Consider the following 16,478-nt stretch of genomic DNA (forward strand, 5'->3'; position numbering starts at 1 on the left):
CAGGCCGTCGCTAACCGGCCAAAAGCGACCAGTCGTAACGGGCAATCATCGGCCAACTATTTAGTGCTTCACAATCACCCAGAGCAAGAATAGAGTAAAGATTACTACCTAATAGGTATTCTACTCTACATGAATAGTTGGCTATCTCTGATCATCGCCTTGCCGACCGCTAACGCCACAGAGCGGATGCGTGCCTGGCGTGCCCTCAAGAGCAGTGGCGCAGCGGTACTGCGCGATGGTGTCTATTTGCTGCCTGATACTCCCGCCTGCCGGGAAGCGTTGGAAGCTGTTGAGCGCGACGTGCTGGGTAGCAATGGCACGGCCTTTCTGTTGCCCATCAATGATCCGCAAGGCGAGCGCTTTATCGAGTTGTTCGACCGTAGCGAGGACTACGCCAAGCTGCGCGTCGAGATCGAGGCGTGCCAGGCTCAACTGACTTCGGATAACGCCCTCACTAGCACCAAGCAGGTACGCAAGCTGCGCAAGGCATTTGCGCAGCTTGCGGCCATCGACTTCTTCCCTGCGGCAGCGCGGAAACAGACCGACACGGCCCTCAAAACACTTGAAACGGCCATCAGTCGGGCACTTTCGCGGGATGAGCCGAGCAGTCAGGATCAGCCTATCGAACAGCTGGATCGCCGCGACTACCAGGGCCGCCTCTGGGCTACGCGCAAGCGGCCCTGGGTCGACCGCCTGGCCAGTGCCTGGCTGATTCGGCGCTGCATCGATCCGAGAGCCCGCATTCTCTGGTTGGACACACCGAATGATTGCCCTGCTGACGCGCTGGGCTTCGATTTCGACGGTGCGACCTTTAGCCATGTCGGCAGTCGCGTCACCTTCGAAACCCTGCAAGCCAGCTTTGCACTGGTCGAGCCAGGCCTAAGCCGCATCGCGGCTCTGGTGCATTACCTGGATGTCGGTGGCGTTCAACCCGCTGAGGCTGTTGGCATCGAGCGTGTATTGGCCGGGCTGCGCGAAACCATCCTCAATGACGACCAGTTGCTAACGGCTGCTTGCGCCATCTTCGATGGGTTGCTGGCGGCATTTGTGAAAGAAGAGACCCCTGATGAATGAAACCACACTGCCGCCTGTAGAGCAGGATCTGCCACGTGCCGAGCCTGTCAGTTTGTTCCAGGCTTTTCTGTTCTGGCTCAAGCTCGGTTTCATCAGTTTCGGCGGCCCAGCCGGACAGATCTCGATCATGCACCAGGAGCTGGTGGAGCGTCGGCGCTGGATCTCTGAGCGGCGTTTTCTGCATGCGCTGAACTACTGCATGCTGCTGCCCGGCCCGGAGGCCCAGCAACTGGCCACCTATATCGGCTGGCTGATGCACCGCACCTGGGGTGGTGTGATTGCCGGGGTGCTGTTTGTGCTGCCCTCGCTGTTTATCCTGATCGCGCTGTCGTGGGTCTATATCGCTTTCGGTGATGTGCCGGTGGTGGCCGGACTGTTCTATGGGATCAAGCCCGCCGTGACCGCCATCGTGGTGCAGGCCGCTCATCGCATCGGCTCCCGTGCCCTGAAGAACAACTGGCTGTGGGCGATAGCTGCCGCCTCGTTTGTGGCGATATTCGCCCTCAACCTGCCGTTCCCGCTGATCGTGCTGGTGGCCGCAGTGATCGGTTATTTCGGTGGGCGTTTCGTCCCAGAGAAGTTCAGCATCGGCGGTGGTCATGGCGCGGCCAAGCAGTCTTACGGCCCAGCGCTGATTGATGATGAAACCCCGACACCGGAACATGCGCGCTTCCGCTGGCCACGACTGCTCTTGCTGGCAGCGATAGGTGCAACGCTGTGGGCGTTGCCCATGGGGCTGTTGACCGCTCTATTCGGCTGGGAAGGCACGCTGACGCAGATGGGCTGGTTCTTCACCAAGGCCGCACTGCTGACCTTCGGCGGTGCCTATGCGGTACTACCCTATGTCTACCAGGGTGCAGTCGGCCACTACGGCTGGCTGACCCCGACACAGATGATCGACGGTCTGGCTCTGGGTGAAACTACGCCAGGGCCACTGATCATGGTGGTGGCCTTCGTCGGTTTTGTCGGTGGCTACGTGCAGCAGGTATTCGGTGTCGATCAGGCCTTCTTGGCCGGTGTCGTGGCCGCCAGCCTGGTCACCTGGTTCACCTTCCTGCCGTCCTTCCTGTTCATTCTTGCGGGCGGCCCGCTGGTGGAATCGACCCACAACGAACTGAAGTTCACCGCGCCGCTGACGGCCATCACCGCCGCCGTGGTCGGGGTAATCCTCAATCTGGCGCTGTTCTTTGGTTATCACGTGCTCTGGCCGCAAGGCTTCGAGGGGGCTTTCGACTGGCCTTCGGCGCTAATTGCCCTGGCGGCAGCGGTAGCCTTGTTTCACTTTAAACGCGGTGTCATCCAAGTGCTGATGGCCTGTGCTTTGGCCGGACTGGTGGTACACCTGCTGCAAAACTGAGAGGTAGAAGATGAGCAGAATCTCGATATGCGAACTGGCGGAATGGCAGGCAGCAGATCGGGCGTTCACTTTGCTGGATGTGCGCCGTACGAGCGTGCGGCTTGCCGATGCCGAAGAAATTCCCGACGCACACTGGCGTGATCCCGAGGCTGTCTTCACCTGGAAAGATCAGGTTTCACGGGACAGGCCAGTGATTGTCTATTGCGCCAAGGGGCGTGAAATCAGCCAGGGCATCGCCGCCACATTGGAGGCCATGGGCCTGGATGCTCGCTTCTTGATCGATGGCTTTGCTGGCTGGTACGGCGCTGGCCGGCCCACCCGTAGCATATCGAGGTAGTGGATCTCCGCCGATATGACGCGATAGTCGCTGGCACTAGCCGAGCGAGCGGATCATGTGTAGTACGGCCAGATGCCCGGGGTAGAACCAATAACCCCAGCGCTTGACCGGCCAGACCCTGAACTGGCGCAGTCGGCGCTGCAGCCACAACCCAAGCAAGGGTGCGACAAACGCAGTGATCACGATCAGCAAGGTATAGGGCTGCAATTCCCACTCGGCGAGCCAGCGGTTGCGACTATTGGCCAGTACGCACAGTGCGGCAGGCAATAGCCACACAAGCCCTGGGCGCTGAATGGCCAGCAGCAACGCTGCCGGCAGCAGTGCGCCGAAAACGCCGTACATCAGGCGCTCTTGCATCAGCACCGCGACAGTCACGCCGGCCAGAGCCAGGATCAAACCGTCGCGACCACGGTGATGTGCTCCCCAGGTGATAAGCAGGCCCAACAGCAGCGAAGGCATAACGTTGAGCGTGCTGCTGTCGTTAGAAAGCAGGCGATAGGGCAACTCCGAGATCACTGCAAACGCAGTCATCCAGCACATGTAGCGAACGTTGTTATCGGAATACAGCTCACCTGTTTGCGAGCGCGCGACATTGGCGGCGATCCCCAGGCAGAACATTGGAAAGGCTAAGCGCCCAACGATGAACAACCATCCGTTGTCAGGCCAGATGTAGCGCAGGTGATCCAGCAGCATGGTCAGCATCGCCAGCCACTTGATCAGATCCAGGTTGGTGTCGCGCTTCTGCAGGCTCACCCAAACCACCCAAGCGTCATGGCAGCTAGTGCCAGATAGCGAGTGGTCTTAGCCAGCATCACGATCAACAGAAAGCTCCAGAAGGGTTCTCGCATGACACCCGCGACGACTGTGAGTGGATCACCAATGATCGGCACCCAACTGAGCAGCAGTGACCAGCGACCGAAGCGGTGATAAGCCTGCTGAGCCTTTTCCAGTTTGCCCTCGCTGACGGGAAACCAGCGCTTGTGTCTGTAGCGCTCGATAGAGCGACCCAGCAGCCAGTTCAGTACCGAGCCCAGTACATTACCCGTGGTGGCGACCGCCAGCAGCGCCCAGACCGCATAGCGGTCAGTCAGCAGCAACCCGACCAGCACCGCCTCCGACTGCATGGGTAGCAACGTGGCAGCACCGAAGGCAGCGAGGAACAGGCCGAAATAACCGGATAACTCCCACATCGGCTAGGCGTTCAGGCCGATCCAGCCGTGGAAGCCGACGTAAACCCCCACACCAATGATCAGTAGGCTGGACAGGTAAGGAGCGCGACGGGCCACAGCACCCAGCCAGGGCCAACGATTGGATGCCTGGCGTGCGCCGATAGCAGCGGCTGCACCAACGGTAACCAGAGTTATAGCCAGACCGATGCTGAAACACAGCACCAGGACGGCACCCAGGGTGACTTCTTTCACTTGCAGGCAGAGCAGCAGCACGGTGATCGCTGCCGGGCAGGGAATCAGTCCGCCAGTCAGACCGAACAGGATGATCTGGCCGGTGGTGACATTGCGATTGCTGAAGCGTTTACGGATGTCGTTGGCATGCGCTCGCTCATGGGCATCCTGGTAGCCCTCCAGCGACAGCTCTAGCCCCTCCAGCTCGGAATGATCATGCTCATGACGGTGGCTTTGCTCGCGGAACTCCAGGTCATAGTCGTGGGAGTGATCAGCATGGCCGAGGCTCAGGCGCGCAGTGAACTCATGGGGCTCGGGAATATCGTCCAGTGACTCTAGGTAGTCACACCGGTCGACGAAGCGAAACTGCTGGGCCAGGCCATCGGGGCGAGTCGTCAGCAAGCTTACTTCAGCAGCCGGCCAGGCATGACCACTCAAGGTCTTCAGCCGCCAGCGCGGAGGGGCGCCTTCTTCGAAGATCGACAGCTCGATACGCCCGTGCCCTGTGTCGATACGCTGCGTTTCATCGTGGTGGTGATGGTCGTGTTGATGCTCATCACCTTCCTCGAAGCGCCACATCTGCTCGCCACGCCAGGTGCGCCAGAGCATCCACAGGGCGATGGTGATAATGATTACGGCGGACGCTAGCTGGAAATAAGGCTCGGTAGTTTCGGCATCCAAATTCTGCCCCAGGTACATGCCGCCCATGGCCACCAGCCAGACTACGGCGGTGTGCGAAAGCGTTGCGGCAAGGCCTAGCAGAATGGCCTGCTTCACCGTGCCACGAATGGCCACGATAAACGCCGCCATCATGGTCTTCGAGTGCCCAGGCTCCAAGCCGTGCAAAGCACCCAGCAGAATGGCGCTGGGGAAGTACAGCCAGGCCTGCGAGCCCCCCTGTTGCAGCAATTCGGCGAAACTCGACATGGGAGGGGCCTAGAGGTACTTGGTGATTTGCTTGAAGTCTTCGAGTGAAGCGCGCTCGCCTACCGCAAGTGCTTCGACTGTATGTTCCAGACAGTGGTCGATATGGTCTTGGATAAGCACACGCTTGGCCTGGCAGACGGCTTTTTCCACGGCATGTAGCTGCTGAGCAATGTCGACGCAGGCCCGGCTGTCTTCAATCATGGTGACGATGCTGCGCAGGTGGCCCTCCGCACGCTTCAACCTTTTGATGATGTCGCCATGACTTTGGTGCTGGTGGCCGTGTTCGTGATCGCTCATGCCTTGAGTCTCGTGCGTCGATGAATTACGCTCCCATGCTATCCCCCTGGGGGGGATATGGTCAAACCGGCTACCTCTCCATAAAAGCCACTCGCTTAGGCATCGAAAGAACCACAACATGCTCAGCAATCCCATTAGCACCAAGGTGATTTTTGCCCTTGCTCTCGCCATATTGCTGGCTTGGGCCGGGCATACCTCTGCGCTGTTTATGGGATCGAGCCAGCCTTCCTTGAGTGGAAATGACAGTGCTCATTCGCATGCGCATGGTGATGAGACGCAGGCCTGTGCTGCGTACGGGGATCACTGCCACTCGCCGCTGACAGCCGACCACTTGCATGAAACACCGCATCTGACCGCGCTGCTGAGAATAAGCACGCTGCCAGAACGTGCGCAGCCGATACTCGCCCCTCGCTACTCCATTCCTCCAAGCCCGATCTTCCTGATCGAGCGGCCACCGCGCGCCACATTCGTGCTCTGACACAGGCCGCTGTGCGGCCCAAGCCCCCTTTAATTTAGGACTCAACCATGCATTCGCTATCTATGGGCGCAATGGACTCATCTGTCGTGCGTCCGAATCGCTCGTTACTACTGTTGCTGCTTTTCACGGCATTGCTGTTTCTAGGCATGCCTGAGGCGCTGGCCCACGCCGTTGCCGAGGGCGACAAGGGCTTTATTCAGGAAAGCTCCGGGGTGATGGTGCTGCCGTTTATCTACATGGGCGCTAAGCACATGATCACCGGCTACGACCACCTGCTGTTCCTCTTCGGAGTGATCTTCTTCCTCTACCGCCTGAAGGATGTTGGGCTCTACGTCACCCTGTTCGCCGTGGGCCACACAGTTACGCTGTTGTTCGGTGTGCTGGCAGAAATCAGCATCAGCTCCTATGTGATCGACGCCATCATCGGTTTCTCGGTGGTGTACAAGGCGCTGGATAACCTGGGCGCATTCCAGCGCTGGTTCGGCCATCAGCCGAACACCAAAGCGGCCACGCTGATTTTCGGCCTGCTGCATGGCTTTGGTCTGGCGACCAAGATTCAGGAATACGAGATCTCGGCAGATGGCCTGATCACCAACCTGATCGCCTTCAACGTCGGCGTCGAAATCGGCCAGCTCCTGGCCCTGAGCGCCATCCTGATTGTCATGGGCTACTGGCGACGCACCGCCAGCTTCTGGCGCCATGCATATACCGCAAACGTCGCCATGATGAGCGCCGGTTTCCTCTTGATGGGTTACCAGCTCACCGGCCTGATCGTCTCTCAGTAAGGAATTCTCAGCATGTTCAATACCAAGCTTCCGACCCAAAGCGAATTGCCTACCAGCCGCCAACTGTTGCGCTCCACTGTGATCGCCGTGGGCGTTGCCGCAGCCTTACTGGTCACTGTAGTGATGCCTTCGGAGTACGCCATCGACCCAACGGGCGTTGGCCGCTTACTCGGCCTGACCCAGATGGGCGAAATGAAGAAAACCCTGGCCGAAGAAGCGGCTGCGGATGCAGCGGTTCAACCCGCTGCGGCCCCCGTTGTGCAAGCCCCCGTGCCTGTTCGGCCGGTAGTTCAAGAGCAAGTCGCGGCAGTGCCTGTGGCTGAACCAGCCGCAGAGCCACAGCCAGCCCTGAAGTCTGACGAGATAACCGTCACCCTGAAGCCAGGTGAGGCCAGTGAAATCAAGCTGGAGATGCTGAACAAGGCCACGGTCAGCTACGAGTGGGCAACCAATGGCGTACCGGTCAACCACGACACTCATGGCGAGCCTTACAACGGCCCCAAGGGCTACTACCACAGCTACAGCAAAGCCAAGCAGATCAAGGGTGACAAAGGCGAGTTCACCGCCATTTTCGACGGCACACACGGTTGGTTCTGGCGCAACCGCAGCAACCAGGACGTGACCATCACGCTGAAGACCAAGGGCGAGTACCTGAGCGTCAAACGCGTTATCTGAGGCACATAGCCCCTGCGTCAGCCGGCACAGGGGCTTCTACTTTCATGATCGAAACAGAAAGGATTACATGATGAAAAGCACAACTACCCTGAGTCGCTCCCTGCTGTTGGTTTGTCTGCTTGGTCTGCTGTCGGCCTGTGGCGGCGGCGAGCCGGAAACCCAGTCCGAAGTCGAAAGCCACGGTCACGCTCACGACTAAGATCTGAAACGCTGTGTTGTCACGAGCGAGGAGCCTACTTGTTCGTGACAATCAGCAAATGCCTCTTCTTCTCGGCTACCGCTACATCATGCACTTTAGGTGTGACTGCTTTTGGCCGATTCTGTTGAAAAAGTAGGTTTAGCGGCAGCAAGGCGGTCGGATGTACCTGCTGTCGAAGTGGCTGCAAGCCACTTCAAGTTACCTTTCGGCGTTTCACTGAGCGTCCTTGCTCAGGTTTGAGGGTTAATTCGAGGGTTTCTGCTCGCCACAGGCGTACCTATCCCGTGAGCGGTGGCCCTTGAGGCAAAAGCTTGGCCATGCGGCGCAGGTTCTGCACCATCGCAGCCATGGTGAATTCGTCAGTGGCGCCTGTCAGGCCACGCAGTCGTAAACGGTCGAGTTTCATGATCCGTTTAAGATGGGCGAAAAGCATCTCCACCTTCTTCCGTTCGCAACGTGAGACGAGGTATTCCGGTGTCTTGGCGATGCGTCGAGCCACATCGCGGGCAGCCTCATGGATGCTGCGAACGATCTTCCGATTCGGTGTGTTGGGGCAGCATTTCGCTTTCAACGGACAGGTGACGCAGTCGGTTTGGCTGGAGCGGTAGATGATGGTGTTGGCCTTGGTTACCCGCGATCTTTTCTGGGTGAAGGCGCGCCATTCACTGCGTAGCGGTTTGCCGGTTGGGCAGCGATATTCATTGGCTTCCTGATTCCAGTGGAAGTCGTTACTGGAGAGACTGTCGTCCTTGCGCTCAGTCTTGTCCCACACCGGCACATGCGGCTCGATGTCCTTCTCTTCGACCATCCAGGCCAGCATCGGGGCAGTGCCATAGGCGGTGTCGCCGATGAGGCGTTCCGGTGTGAGGTCGAACTGCGCTTCGACACGCTCGACCATCGTCCTGGTCGAGTCGACTTCGGTGGTACGGTGCGCCGGGGTCGCTTCCACATCCATGATCACACCGTGCTCAGTGTCGATCAGGTAATTTGTGGAGTAGGCAAAGAAGGCCGGGCCGCCTGGTGCTGCTGTCCAACGGGACTGAGGATCGGTGAGCGAAATCTTCTTGGGAAGAGCCTCAGCCAACGCATCTTCATCAAGTGCTTCGAGGTACTCGCGCACGGCGCGGCTGCTGAGCTTTGGATCGCTCCAATCGACTTCATCTCCCACCACCCCACGTTGCCGGCTGGCATCCGCCTTGATGATGCTGGCGTCGACGGCGAAACCTTCGCCCTTGACTAGGCCGGCTGCCATGCAGCGCCGCAGCACTTCATTGAACAACCAGCGGAACAGATCGCTGTCACGGAAACGGCCATGGCGATTCTTCGAGAAGGTCGAGTGATTAGGTACTTCGTCTTCCAGACCCAGCCGGCAGAACCAGCGATAGGCCAGGTTCAGGTGCACCTCTTCGCACAATCGCCGCTCGGAACGAATGCCATAGCAGTAGCCGACGACCAGCATGCGCACCATCAATTCCGGGTCAATCGAGGGACGCCCGATGGGGCTATAGAAATCCGCCAGATAGGCGCGCAGATCACTGAGATCCAGGCACTGGTCGATGCTGCGCAGGAGATGTTGGGCCGGGACGTGATCTTCGAGATTGAACGAGTAGAACAGGCGCTGCTGTCCTCCCGGTAACTGTCCCATCATGCTGTTCGCCTCCACGCCCGCTGACAAAGCAATTTTGCCAACGGCATGGGGAGGTCGCTACTTTTTCAACAGAATCGGCCGATTTCTGCCTGTCGTAACTGGCAGAAATTGGCCAGTTGCAGCTTGGCAGGGATACACGCCCGCTCGCTGTAATCTGCTTCTAACAAGTCGACCTTGTTCCGCTCAGGGTCAAGGCTGCCGTCGTCATCTATCGTGCATCCTTTGCATGTTATGTTTTTCTGCGATCCGTCGGTCATCTGATGCGAAGCTGGGTCACAGCGTGAGCCAGTTCGCCCAGTTTTCGTATATTTCCGACGGTAGAACGGTCTGAAATCGAATCCCGGGTGCTCAGCGATCGGTCACCATTTGGCTCTTACAAAGAAGAGAGCCTTCGTCATGAGCAAAGAAGCACAAACGATAGTCACCCTGCTGGATCAGCAGTACGAGCAGCTGCTTACGGACGCGAGATGCTTGGTAGCAAGCTATGTGGATACGTCCATGAAGCTGTACAAAAAGACCGGGGTCAAATCTGTTGTGGCCGGCGTATCAATCAAGCAGGTGAGCCCGAATGCGTATTCGATCTACTGGTGCAAACTGGTGCCGCTGCAAGGACAAAAAAACAAATTCGCGCCCCTGACTATTGCCAAGGGGAATGGCAAACATAAATACCCGGCTTCCTCGTTTGAGTTTGTTGAATACCCATACCGTCACCTCGTTCTGCAAGTTGAGGGGCGACTTGCAGAGATTCGCCGCGTTGCGAGCGAGAATCGTCAGCTACGTCGTACGTTGGTCGCTTATGAGAAGAAGCTGGGCGGTTGCAGGAGCTGAGTGCAACACGGTTATTGAATTGAAGCAGGCGCATCATGCCGCATAGCCATGGCTTCCTGCATCACTTTGCCCATAACTTCAATTGGGCATTTGAAGTCGAAGCGCTTACGTGGGCGCATGTTCAGTTGCAGTGCGATGGCATCCAGTTCTTCCTGGCTGTGTACCGACAGGTCTGTGCCTTTGGGCAGGTACTGGCGGATCAAGCCATTGATGTTTTCGTTGCTGCCGCGCTGCCAAGGGCTGTGCGGGTCGCAGAAGTAAATGGCCACCCCGGTCTGCTGAGTGATTTCAGCATGCCGCGCCATTTCTCGGCCCTGGTCGTAGGTCATGCTCTTGCGCATCGCCAGCGGCATGCCATTGAGCGCTGCACTGAAGCCTTCCATCGCCGAGGTCGCCGTCGCGTCGTTCATCTTCACCAGCATCAGGTAGCCACTGGTGCGCTCCACCAGCGTACCTACAGACGAGGCGTTGGCCTTGCCCTTGATCAGGTCGCCTTCCCAATGCCCTGGCATCAGCCGGTCTTCGATCTCCGGCGGACGTACATGAATACTGACCATCTCAGGGATCTGACCGCGCCGATCCACACCGCCAGAGCGCGGCCTGCGCGTCGTCTTGCTTTGGCGCAGGCAGATGATCAGCTCCTTGCGCAGTTCACCGACCGGCAGGGCATAGATCGCGTTATAGATCGTCTCACGACAGACGTAGGCCTCTCTGAGGCTGGGAATGTTCATGCTGCGCAGCTTGCCGGCAATCTGCTCGGGAGACAAACGCTCACGCAGCATATGAACCACCAGCTCAAAGCGCTCGCTACCCGGCAACAGCTTTCGCATCGGTCGACACACCTGGCGGCGGGCTTGCATCTGCTGTTGGGCTACACGGGCCGAGTAGCCACCACAGGCATCTCGATTGCGGCGCAGCTCCCGGCTGATGGTCGAAGGGGATCGGTTGATCAAGCAGGCAATCCCACGCAGGCTGAAACCTTGGGCATGACCGATTTGAATGGTGGCGCGCTCTTCAACGCTGAGTTCGGTATAAGACATGGGGGCAGCACCGTACCGGAAAGGTCAGGTGTTGCACTCAGTTTTTGCCGCCGCCCTGTCTAGATACCAAGCGCTTAATCATGGCGACCTCTATTCGGCAGGGTAGCGGCTGAGTACCTATAAGCAGTGCCTAACAGATTTGACCCGATTGTAAATCCCGAAAGCCCCGTGCAGCTTGGTCTGGCGGGGCTTTCTCGTATCAGCAGTGAACTACGGCGAGATACATTGCTGCGCTTGATCAGGGAAGGCGACGGGTTCGAGCTATAAGCAGTGTAGGGCGCTAAATCTACTCGCCGTCAGCCAGCAGGCCCATACAGGCAGGGGCGGAGGCCGTATTTGCTATTAGCAGTGACGCTTGCGACCAAGTCAGCCGGCCAGCTTTGACCTGTATTAGTAGTGAAAGGCTTCACTTTCATAAAATAAACATTGGTAGGTGCCGTTCCTGCTGGTACCTGTGTCGCGCAGCGGGTGGTGACGGTAACGCGCTACCCCTCGCTGCCTCGCTGCTGTTCGAATGCAATGCGGTTCATTACGCAGATGGGGATGGGGTAGCCCTGGATGTGGGTCGTGAGAGCCTCGTTGCCTGCGATCACCATGATGCAGGATAGGCCTCTGCGGAAGCGCATCCCTCGTCCCGAGTAGTTGCGCGGGATGATCTCCCATGATTCGTCGTCGTAGTAACAACCAACGATTTCTGACCAGCGTAATTGGATGCCCGCGCCCATGATGCCTACTGGGGCCAGGCAGAAAATTTCTACCTGGGTTTCCTGCCCAAGAGGTACAGCGTAAATCCGACCGTTTGGTGCAATAGGTGGGAAGTACTGCCCGTTACCAAGGTGACGAAATTCCATGATGCTGCTCCGGTTAGATGAGGTCGCTAAACACTCTCCGGTAGCTTTCGGAAAACCCAAGATGAGATGCTGCCCATGAGTCCGCGCACGGGTTTTAGCGTACTCGGCAAGCTAGCTCGCCACACGGAGGGCGTGCATGTTGCAGATCTAAACGCTTCGGCGCTCCGGTCACTTTCGCTAGGGTGCGGAAATTGACAGCCCTTCCGAAGTCATCCCATGACCTCATAGGCTTGGGAAAATACTGCGTATCGCAGCGGTAGTGTGCCTTGCCGATGGATTTGGGTAAGCGCCCGCTGCCAAGGGGCAGCGGACAGTTTGTTGCAGGTATCTGGCCGTTCCGCTGAGGGCTCAATCGTCGCCGTGCTTCTTGTCCAGGTACGCTGCGACCATATAGCCAATTACACCTGCGATAGTCAGCGCACTGATGACGGCAAGCACGGCATATACAAGCAATTCAAAACGATCCATACCCTGACTCCTTTAATTCGAGCTCTGCCAAGGTTAAGGGCGTCTGATCTAATCCCAAATCTGCTGTGTGATGGCTTAGCGATTGGTACCGGCGGCTTCCTTCCTCAGGTTGGCTCGGGCACCAACGTACGCATCAGTTTCCCAGATACGCATATTCCCGAGCTCGTAGGCGACGTGATTCCGGGCCTCCAGATCCTCATCTTGGGGAGCTTTGCCCCCAAGAATCGGGGCGTGGTGACCAGACAATCGCCAGTAGAGCTCGCAGGCATATGCCGCGCGACAATCATCAATGTTTAGTCCGTGAGAAAGTAAAAGCTCTTGAGCTGCAGGTAGGTTCTTTAATTTCCATGTACACCAAGCTGCTGGTGTCGCGTGGCTGCTGCCCTGAAGCTTTTGAAATGCCGCGGCCTTCTTCAAAATTAAAATTTGCTCAGGAGCAGAGATATTAATGATCCGATGCTCATGTTTATCTTTGCTGAACACATAAAAGATGTTTTCTTCTTCGGCGTCCTTGTGAGCATCTTCTGCGTCGAAGAAAAAAGCCTCAAGCAATGACATGCCGAGGTATCGAACTGACCTGATTAATGTTGCTAGCTGCTCTGAGTGGAGAGCCTGAATATCCACCATCGCGGTTTCAAACTTAGTACGGTCAAGACTGCGCGGTACGGTAATCCGTGCATAGCTTGGAAAGCCAAGACGGCTACCGACGTTAGCCGCTGCGCCTTTCCAGTGCCCATTAGTTGCGAAGCCCATCACTACATATACAGTCTCAAGCAGGCCCGACACGCTTTGTAGTGGGAGATTTCCTTGGTATGTCTGGATATAGAGCTCTTCCCCGTACTCCCTCACCAATTTTTTATTGACGAATTCCAAGATGTCTACCTCATGAGACTCGTTGGCATAAGCACTAAACTGCGCCCATTGCTGGTCGTGGATCATGGCCTCGTGCTGACTGAGAAGCCCGCGCCGGACTGCCTCCCTGAGAATTGCCGAACCGGCCTTGGTCAAGTCCCGATCAAAATGTGCGTGGAAACTCTGCTTCATGGTCATTCCTCCATTCAGCTCAGGTGCTGAGCTGCTGAAGGAAATGTTGAGCGAGGAAAAATATTCTGGGGTTCGGTTTCGGTCGCTTTCAGCGCCTGAAATTGACGAGCGCATCCGTCCAATAAACGGTCGTTTATGGCACACCTATTCCAGATGATCTTTTGGGCTTGGGATTTACCGCTTTCCTGTCACTTTTCCCGTACCGAAATCAGTGTGAGAAAAACGTATGGGAAAGCGGATTGGGTACGCCCGAGTGTCGACTGATGATCAGAATCTCGACCTGCAGCGTGATGCACTTGCCCTGACTGGATGCAACGCAGTTTACGAGGAGACCATGAGTGGTAAGTCAGCAGATAGGCCGGAGTTGGGGCACTGTCTCAAGGCTCTGCGCAGTGGCGACACTCTGGTCGTATGGCGACTGGATCGCCTTGGCCGCTCCTTGCCTGACTTGGTTGGGATCGTCAGTCGGCTGGAGCAGGAAGGGGTGGGGTTCGAGTCGATCAACGAGCGAATCGAAACCACCAGCGCCGCCGGCAAGCTGATCTTTCATGTGTTCGCAGCCCTGGCCGAGTTCGAGCGCAACCTGATTCGAGAGCGTACCCGCGCAGGGCTGGCGGCGGCTCGCGCTCGAGGACGTAAAGGTGGTCGTAAACCTGCGCTGGAAGAGGCTCAAGTCCGCGAAATAAAGGCTTTGCTCAAAGATCCACAGATTCAGGTTGGCACCGTAGCCAAGCGATACGGGGTATCGAGAACAACGCTGTATCGATACGTCGGTAAGACCGGGCCGAGATAACTTGCACCTGGCAGCACACGAAACTGCGACCAGGGGATTATGAGCGTCCTAGAAGCGCTGTAAGCCAGTGAGCAGATACAGTGAGCTAAACGTAGCGTCGTATATGGCTTTTGGGGTGGTTGAGCAAAAACTGTACAACCTGAGCACTCTACCGTCAGTGTCCCGTGTTGTTGCCGGGAAACGGTCTTAGGTAGCTTCGGGTTTAAAAGCTTCGCCAGGCAGCTATTGAGCATCAGGGGCACGAAGGTTGACAGATACCATAATTTGCACAAAAATGCCGGTTGACAGTATCTATGTTTTGCACGCTTTTATGGAGAGGCCCATGCCCCCGATCCAACACCCGAGTGAGCTGGAACCGAAGCTGAAGCCGGAACACGTCGAGCTGATCTGCAATAACGCTCTGGATGCGGCTTACCGTGCGTTGGAAGTCACCTCTACTGATGACGATACCAACTGGACTATGGGAACACTTCCGTATGGCCGCGTCCACGGCCGGTTCAAACGCCTGCACGGCGATCCGGCCCTTCCGTGGCTGCTGCTCACTAACCGCACCATGGACTTCACTCTGAGTGTGAATGGCGTGCTGATGCAGGTGGTAATGGACGATCCCGAGGTCAGAAAGAAAGGGTATCGACTGCAATCCAACCGAGTTGAGCTTTACCAGGCTAGCCTGCTGGGGCCTGCGATCGACAAGAACATTACCTGGCGTTTGTATGTCGATACTGACGGCAACTTTGACGGGCCGACGCTGACTGCTTCGATTCTGGGCTTCGATACCAACCGGAACCTCGTATGTAAGTGGGTGCATGACTACGTGCCTCTGTTTGCTCCTCGTACCACCGAGCTTCCACAAGAGGTGGCAATCGATGATCCATTAGTCGCTCGTCGGGACAAAGATGCAGACCAGAACGCAACACGAGATGCTGATCCAGTAAATGAATGACAGAACAGGCTTTCTGCCTCTTGGCGACGAGTTTTCGCCCGACAAGCTCCGTCTCGCTAGATGCGCGGCGGGGCGTTCGCTCGCCGATATCGGAGAGCTCTTGGGCGTTACCCGGCAATACGCGCACAAGCTGGAAGTCAATGCGATTCCTTCGGGCACCCAACTCGCCCAGCTATCTGAAGCCTTGGGCGTGCGCGAGAGTTTTTTCTTCACGCCACGACGCGGTTCGGTGGAGTTGGAGCAATGCCATTTTCGAAGCGTCCGATCCTCCTCGCAGACTCTCAAAAAGACCATTGCGGCTCAGGTCGAGATGTTTGAGCTGCTGATTGACGAGTTGGATAAGGAAGTTGCCTTTCCTGCAGTGAGTTTCAGCATGCTTGAGGAGCCGGTATCCGGTATCAACAAGATCGAGCAAGTTGCTGAAAAATTTCGCCGTGAGCAAGGCCTGGGGATTGGCCCCCTGTCTAGTGTGACCAAGCTGGCCGAAAAAGTTGGTGTGCTGGTGGTGAATCTGGCCGAAGCCGATGACAAGGTCGATGCGTTCTCGCTGTCCAACAAACGACCGTTGATCGTGAGGAACACCGCAAAGGTGAATCCATGCCGGCAACGTTTCGACCTTGCTCATGAAATGGGCCATTTGGTGATGCACCAAGGCATTGAGACCGGTTGCCGCCTTACTGAGGATCAGGCTAACCAGTTTGCCAGCGCTTTGTTGATGCCCCGGGCAAGTTTCGCATCAGAGTTTCCCCCTATGCGAGGCAAGTACCTGAACTGGCCGGCACTCAAGGAAATGAAGCTTCGTTGGAAGGTAAGCTTCAAGGCGCTCATTTTCAGGGCTCACACCCTTGATCTGCTTACTGCCGAGCAAGCTAAATCGGGCTTCACGTACCTCAATCGAAAGGGTTTCACGAAGCACGAGGAGTTTGACGAGTTGATCCCTATGGAGTCGCCTATGCTGGTACAGAGGGCGATCAATCTCCTGGATTACAGTACCTGGAAGCGGGTGTTGACAGCTGCCGGGCTTACGGCAGAGATGGTGACCAGGCAGTACATGCTGGATGTACCGTCATCTCCTTTGCGACTGGTCGAGGCTAACGTAGGTTAAGTCGCGCTGAAGCTGTCCACTGCAACCCGCATGCCGGCACTCACATGGATGCCGCGTATGCCAGTCGCGGGGAAGACCTTATGGGGGAGGCGCATATGGCACTGTGGGTGCGTGGGCATTCACATACAGCCGTCGACTAAGAAGTGGCGGGCACGCGTATGGTCTGCAACCCTCGGGGATATCCGGGCGAAGAGACTGGCTTCCGCCCGGATTTGATCATCACTATTTA

General features: G+C 57.1%; 19 protein-coding genes. 11 read left to right on the forward strand and 8 right to left on the reverse strand.

The window, feature by feature from the left end; all coding sequences use genetic code 11:
- Positions 1-129: 129 nt before the first annotated feature.
- From LW136_RS04415 to LW136_RS04425, 3 genes are read left to right on the forward strand one after another with little or no spacing between them, the layout of a single operon-like run.
- Positions 130-1,074 (forward strand): chromate resistance protein ChrB domain-containing protein, encoded by a 945-nt coding sequence (locus LW136_RS04415; protein ID WP_042924881.1) that lies wholly within the window; start codon positions 130-132, stop codon positions 1,072-1,074.
- Positions 1,067-2,431 carry a chromate efflux transporter gene (gene chrA / locus LW136_RS04420; RefSeq protein ID WP_042924883.1) on the forward strand — a complete coding sequence of 455 codons (1,365 nt, stop codon included), beginning with the start codon at positions 1,067-1,069 and terminating at the stop codon, positions 2,429-2,431. Before LW136_RS04415 ends, chrA begins: the two co-directional genes overlap by 8 nt.
- Positions 2,432-2,441: 10 nt before the next feature.
- Positions 2,442-2,768 (forward strand): rhodanese-like domain-containing protein, encoded by a 327-nt coding sequence (locus tag LW136_RS04425; protein ID WP_042924886.1) that lies wholly within the window; start codon positions 2,442-2,444, stop codon positions 2,766-2,768.
- A 36-nt stretch (positions 2,769-2,804) separates the two neighbouring features.
- Here the strand turns inward: LW136_RS04425 and LW136_RS04430 are convergent, their stop codons facing one another.
- Genes LW136_RS04430 through mreA form a run of 4 tightly spaced genes read right to left on the reverse strand, consistent with a single transcriptional unit; the run spans position 2,805 to position 5,392 of the window.
- On the reverse strand, positions 2,805-3,470 hold the full coding sequence (locus tag LW136_RS04430) for a TraX family protein (RefSeq protein ID WP_234175237.1): 666 nt from the start codon (positions 3,468-3,470) through the stop codon (positions 2,805-2,807).
- Between the two features lie 47 nt (positions 3,471-3,517).
- Positions 3,518-3,958 (reverse strand): YqaA family protein, encoded by a 441-nt coding sequence (locus LW136_RS04435; RefSeq protein WP_042924888.1) that lies wholly within the window; start codon positions 3,956-3,958, stop codon positions 3,518-3,520.
- A 3-nt stretch (positions 3,959-3,961) separates the two neighbouring features.
- Positions 3,962-5,095: a nickel/cobalt efflux protein RcnA gene (locus tag LW136_RS04440; protein ID WP_042924890.1), complete on the reverse strand. Its 1,134-nt coding sequence runs from the start codon at positions 5,093-5,095 to the stop codon at positions 3,962-3,964.
- Positions 5,096-5,104: 9 nt separating this feature from the next.
- Positions 5,105-5,392 carry a metal-sensing transcriptional repressor MreA gene (gene mreA, locus LW136_RS04445; RefSeq protein WP_042924893.1) on the reverse strand — a complete coding sequence of 96 codons (288 nt, stop codon included), beginning with the start codon at positions 5,390-5,392 and terminating at the stop codon, positions 5,105-5,107.
- Positions 5,393-5,510: 118 nt separating this feature from the next.
- Here mreA and LW136_RS04450 point away from each other — a divergent pair, with 118 nt between their 5' ends.
- From LW136_RS04450 to LW136_RS22745, 4 genes are all read left to right on the forward strand, one after another.
- The gene (locus tag LW136_RS04450) at positions 5,511-5,870 is read left to right on the forward strand and encodes a hypothetical protein (protein ID WP_042924896.1); all 360 of its coding nucleotides are present in this window, start codon (positions 5,511-5,513) and stop codon (positions 5,868-5,870) included.
- Between the two features lie 47 nt (positions 5,871-5,917).
- Positions 5,918-6,655 carry a HupE/UreJ family protein gene (locus LW136_RS04455; protein WP_042924899.1) on the forward strand — a complete coding sequence of 246 codons (738 nt, stop codon included), beginning with the start codon at positions 5,918-5,920 and terminating at the stop codon, positions 6,653-6,655.
- A gap of 12 nt (positions 6,656-6,667) precedes the next feature.
- On the forward strand, positions 6,668-7,330 hold the full coding sequence (locus tag LW136_RS04460) for a hypothetical protein (protein WP_042924902.1): 663 nt from the start codon (positions 6,668-6,670) through the stop codon (positions 7,328-7,330).
- A 70-nt stretch (positions 7,331-7,400) separates the two neighbouring features.
- Positions 7,401-7,529: a hypothetical protein gene (locus tag LW136_RS22745; RefSeq protein ID WP_256044860.1), complete on the forward strand. Its 129-nt coding sequence runs from the start codon at positions 7,401-7,403 to the stop codon at positions 7,527-7,529.
- Positions 7,530-7,806: 277 nt separating this feature from the next.
- On the opposite strand, the gene LW136_RS04465 is transcribed toward LW136_RS22745, so the two are convergent.
- Positions 7,807-9,177, reverse strand: a complete 1,371-nt coding sequence (locus LW136_RS04465) for an IS1182 family transposase (protein WP_014818820.1) — start codon at positions 9,175-9,177, stop codon at positions 7,807-7,809.
- A gap of 396 nt (positions 9,178-9,573) precedes the next feature.
- Between LW136_RS04465 and mobI the strand changes: the two genes are divergently transcribed.
- Entirely contained in the window at positions 9,574-10,005 is a 432-nt protein-coding gene (mobI, locus tag LW136_RS04470; protein WP_234174706.1) for a conjugative transfer protein MobI(A/C), read from the forward strand.
- An 11-nt stretch (positions 10,006-10,016) separates the two neighbouring features.
- On the opposite strand, the gene LW136_RS04475 is transcribed toward mobI, so the two are convergent.
- The 3 genes from LW136_RS04475 to LW136_RS04485 all read right to left on the reverse strand — a co-directional run bounded on the left by LW136_RS04475 (position 10,017) and on the right by LW136_RS04485 (position 13,408).
- Positions 10,017-11,045 carry an IS30 family transposase gene (locus LW136_RS04475; protein ID WP_038661402.1) on the reverse strand — a complete coding sequence of 343 codons (1,029 nt, stop codon included), beginning with the start codon at positions 11,043-11,045 and terminating at the stop codon, positions 10,017-10,019.
- A gap of 485 nt (positions 11,046-11,530) precedes the next feature.
- A complete protein-coding gene (locus LW136_RS04480; RefSeq protein ID WP_042926707.1) occupies positions 11,531-11,896 on the reverse strand; it encodes a hypothetical protein in 366 nt (121 codons plus the stop codon).
- Between the two features lie 543 nt (positions 11,897-12,439).
- A complete protein-coding gene (locus tag LW136_RS04485; RefSeq protein WP_042926705.1) occupies positions 12,440-13,408 on the reverse strand; it encodes a hypothetical protein in 969 nt (322 codons plus the stop codon).
- Positions 13,409-13,634: 226 nt separating this feature from the next.
- On the opposite strand from LW136_RS04485, the gene LW136_RS04490 reads away from it, so the two are divergent.
- The 3 genes from LW136_RS04490 (at position 13,635) to LW136_RS04500 (ending at position 16,249) form a co-directional block, all read left to right on the forward strand.
- Positions 13,635-14,201, forward strand: a complete 567-nt coding sequence (locus tag LW136_RS04490; protein ID WP_042926704.1) for a recombinase family protein — start codon at positions 13,635-13,637, stop codon at positions 14,199-14,201.
- 322 nt (positions 14,202-14,523) lie between these two features.
- Entirely contained in the window at positions 14,524-15,144 is a 621-nt protein-coding gene (locus tag LW136_RS04495) for a hypothetical protein (protein WP_042926703.1), read from the forward strand.
- Complete coding sequence (locus LW136_RS04500) at positions 15,137-16,249, forward strand: helix-turn-helix domain-containing protein (RefSeq protein ID WP_042926702.1); 1,113 nt, start codon at positions 15,137-15,139, stop codon at positions 16,247-16,249. The genes LW136_RS04495 and LW136_RS04500 overlap by 8 nt, the downstream gene beginning before the upstream one ends.
- Positions 16,250-16,478: the final 229 nt, after the last annotated feature.

Origin of the sequence: Stutzerimonas kunmingensis (assembly GCF_021432085.1) — a bacterium.
Lineage (GTDB): Bacteria > Pseudomonadota > Gammaproteobacteria > Pseudomonadales > Pseudomonadaceae > Stutzerimonas.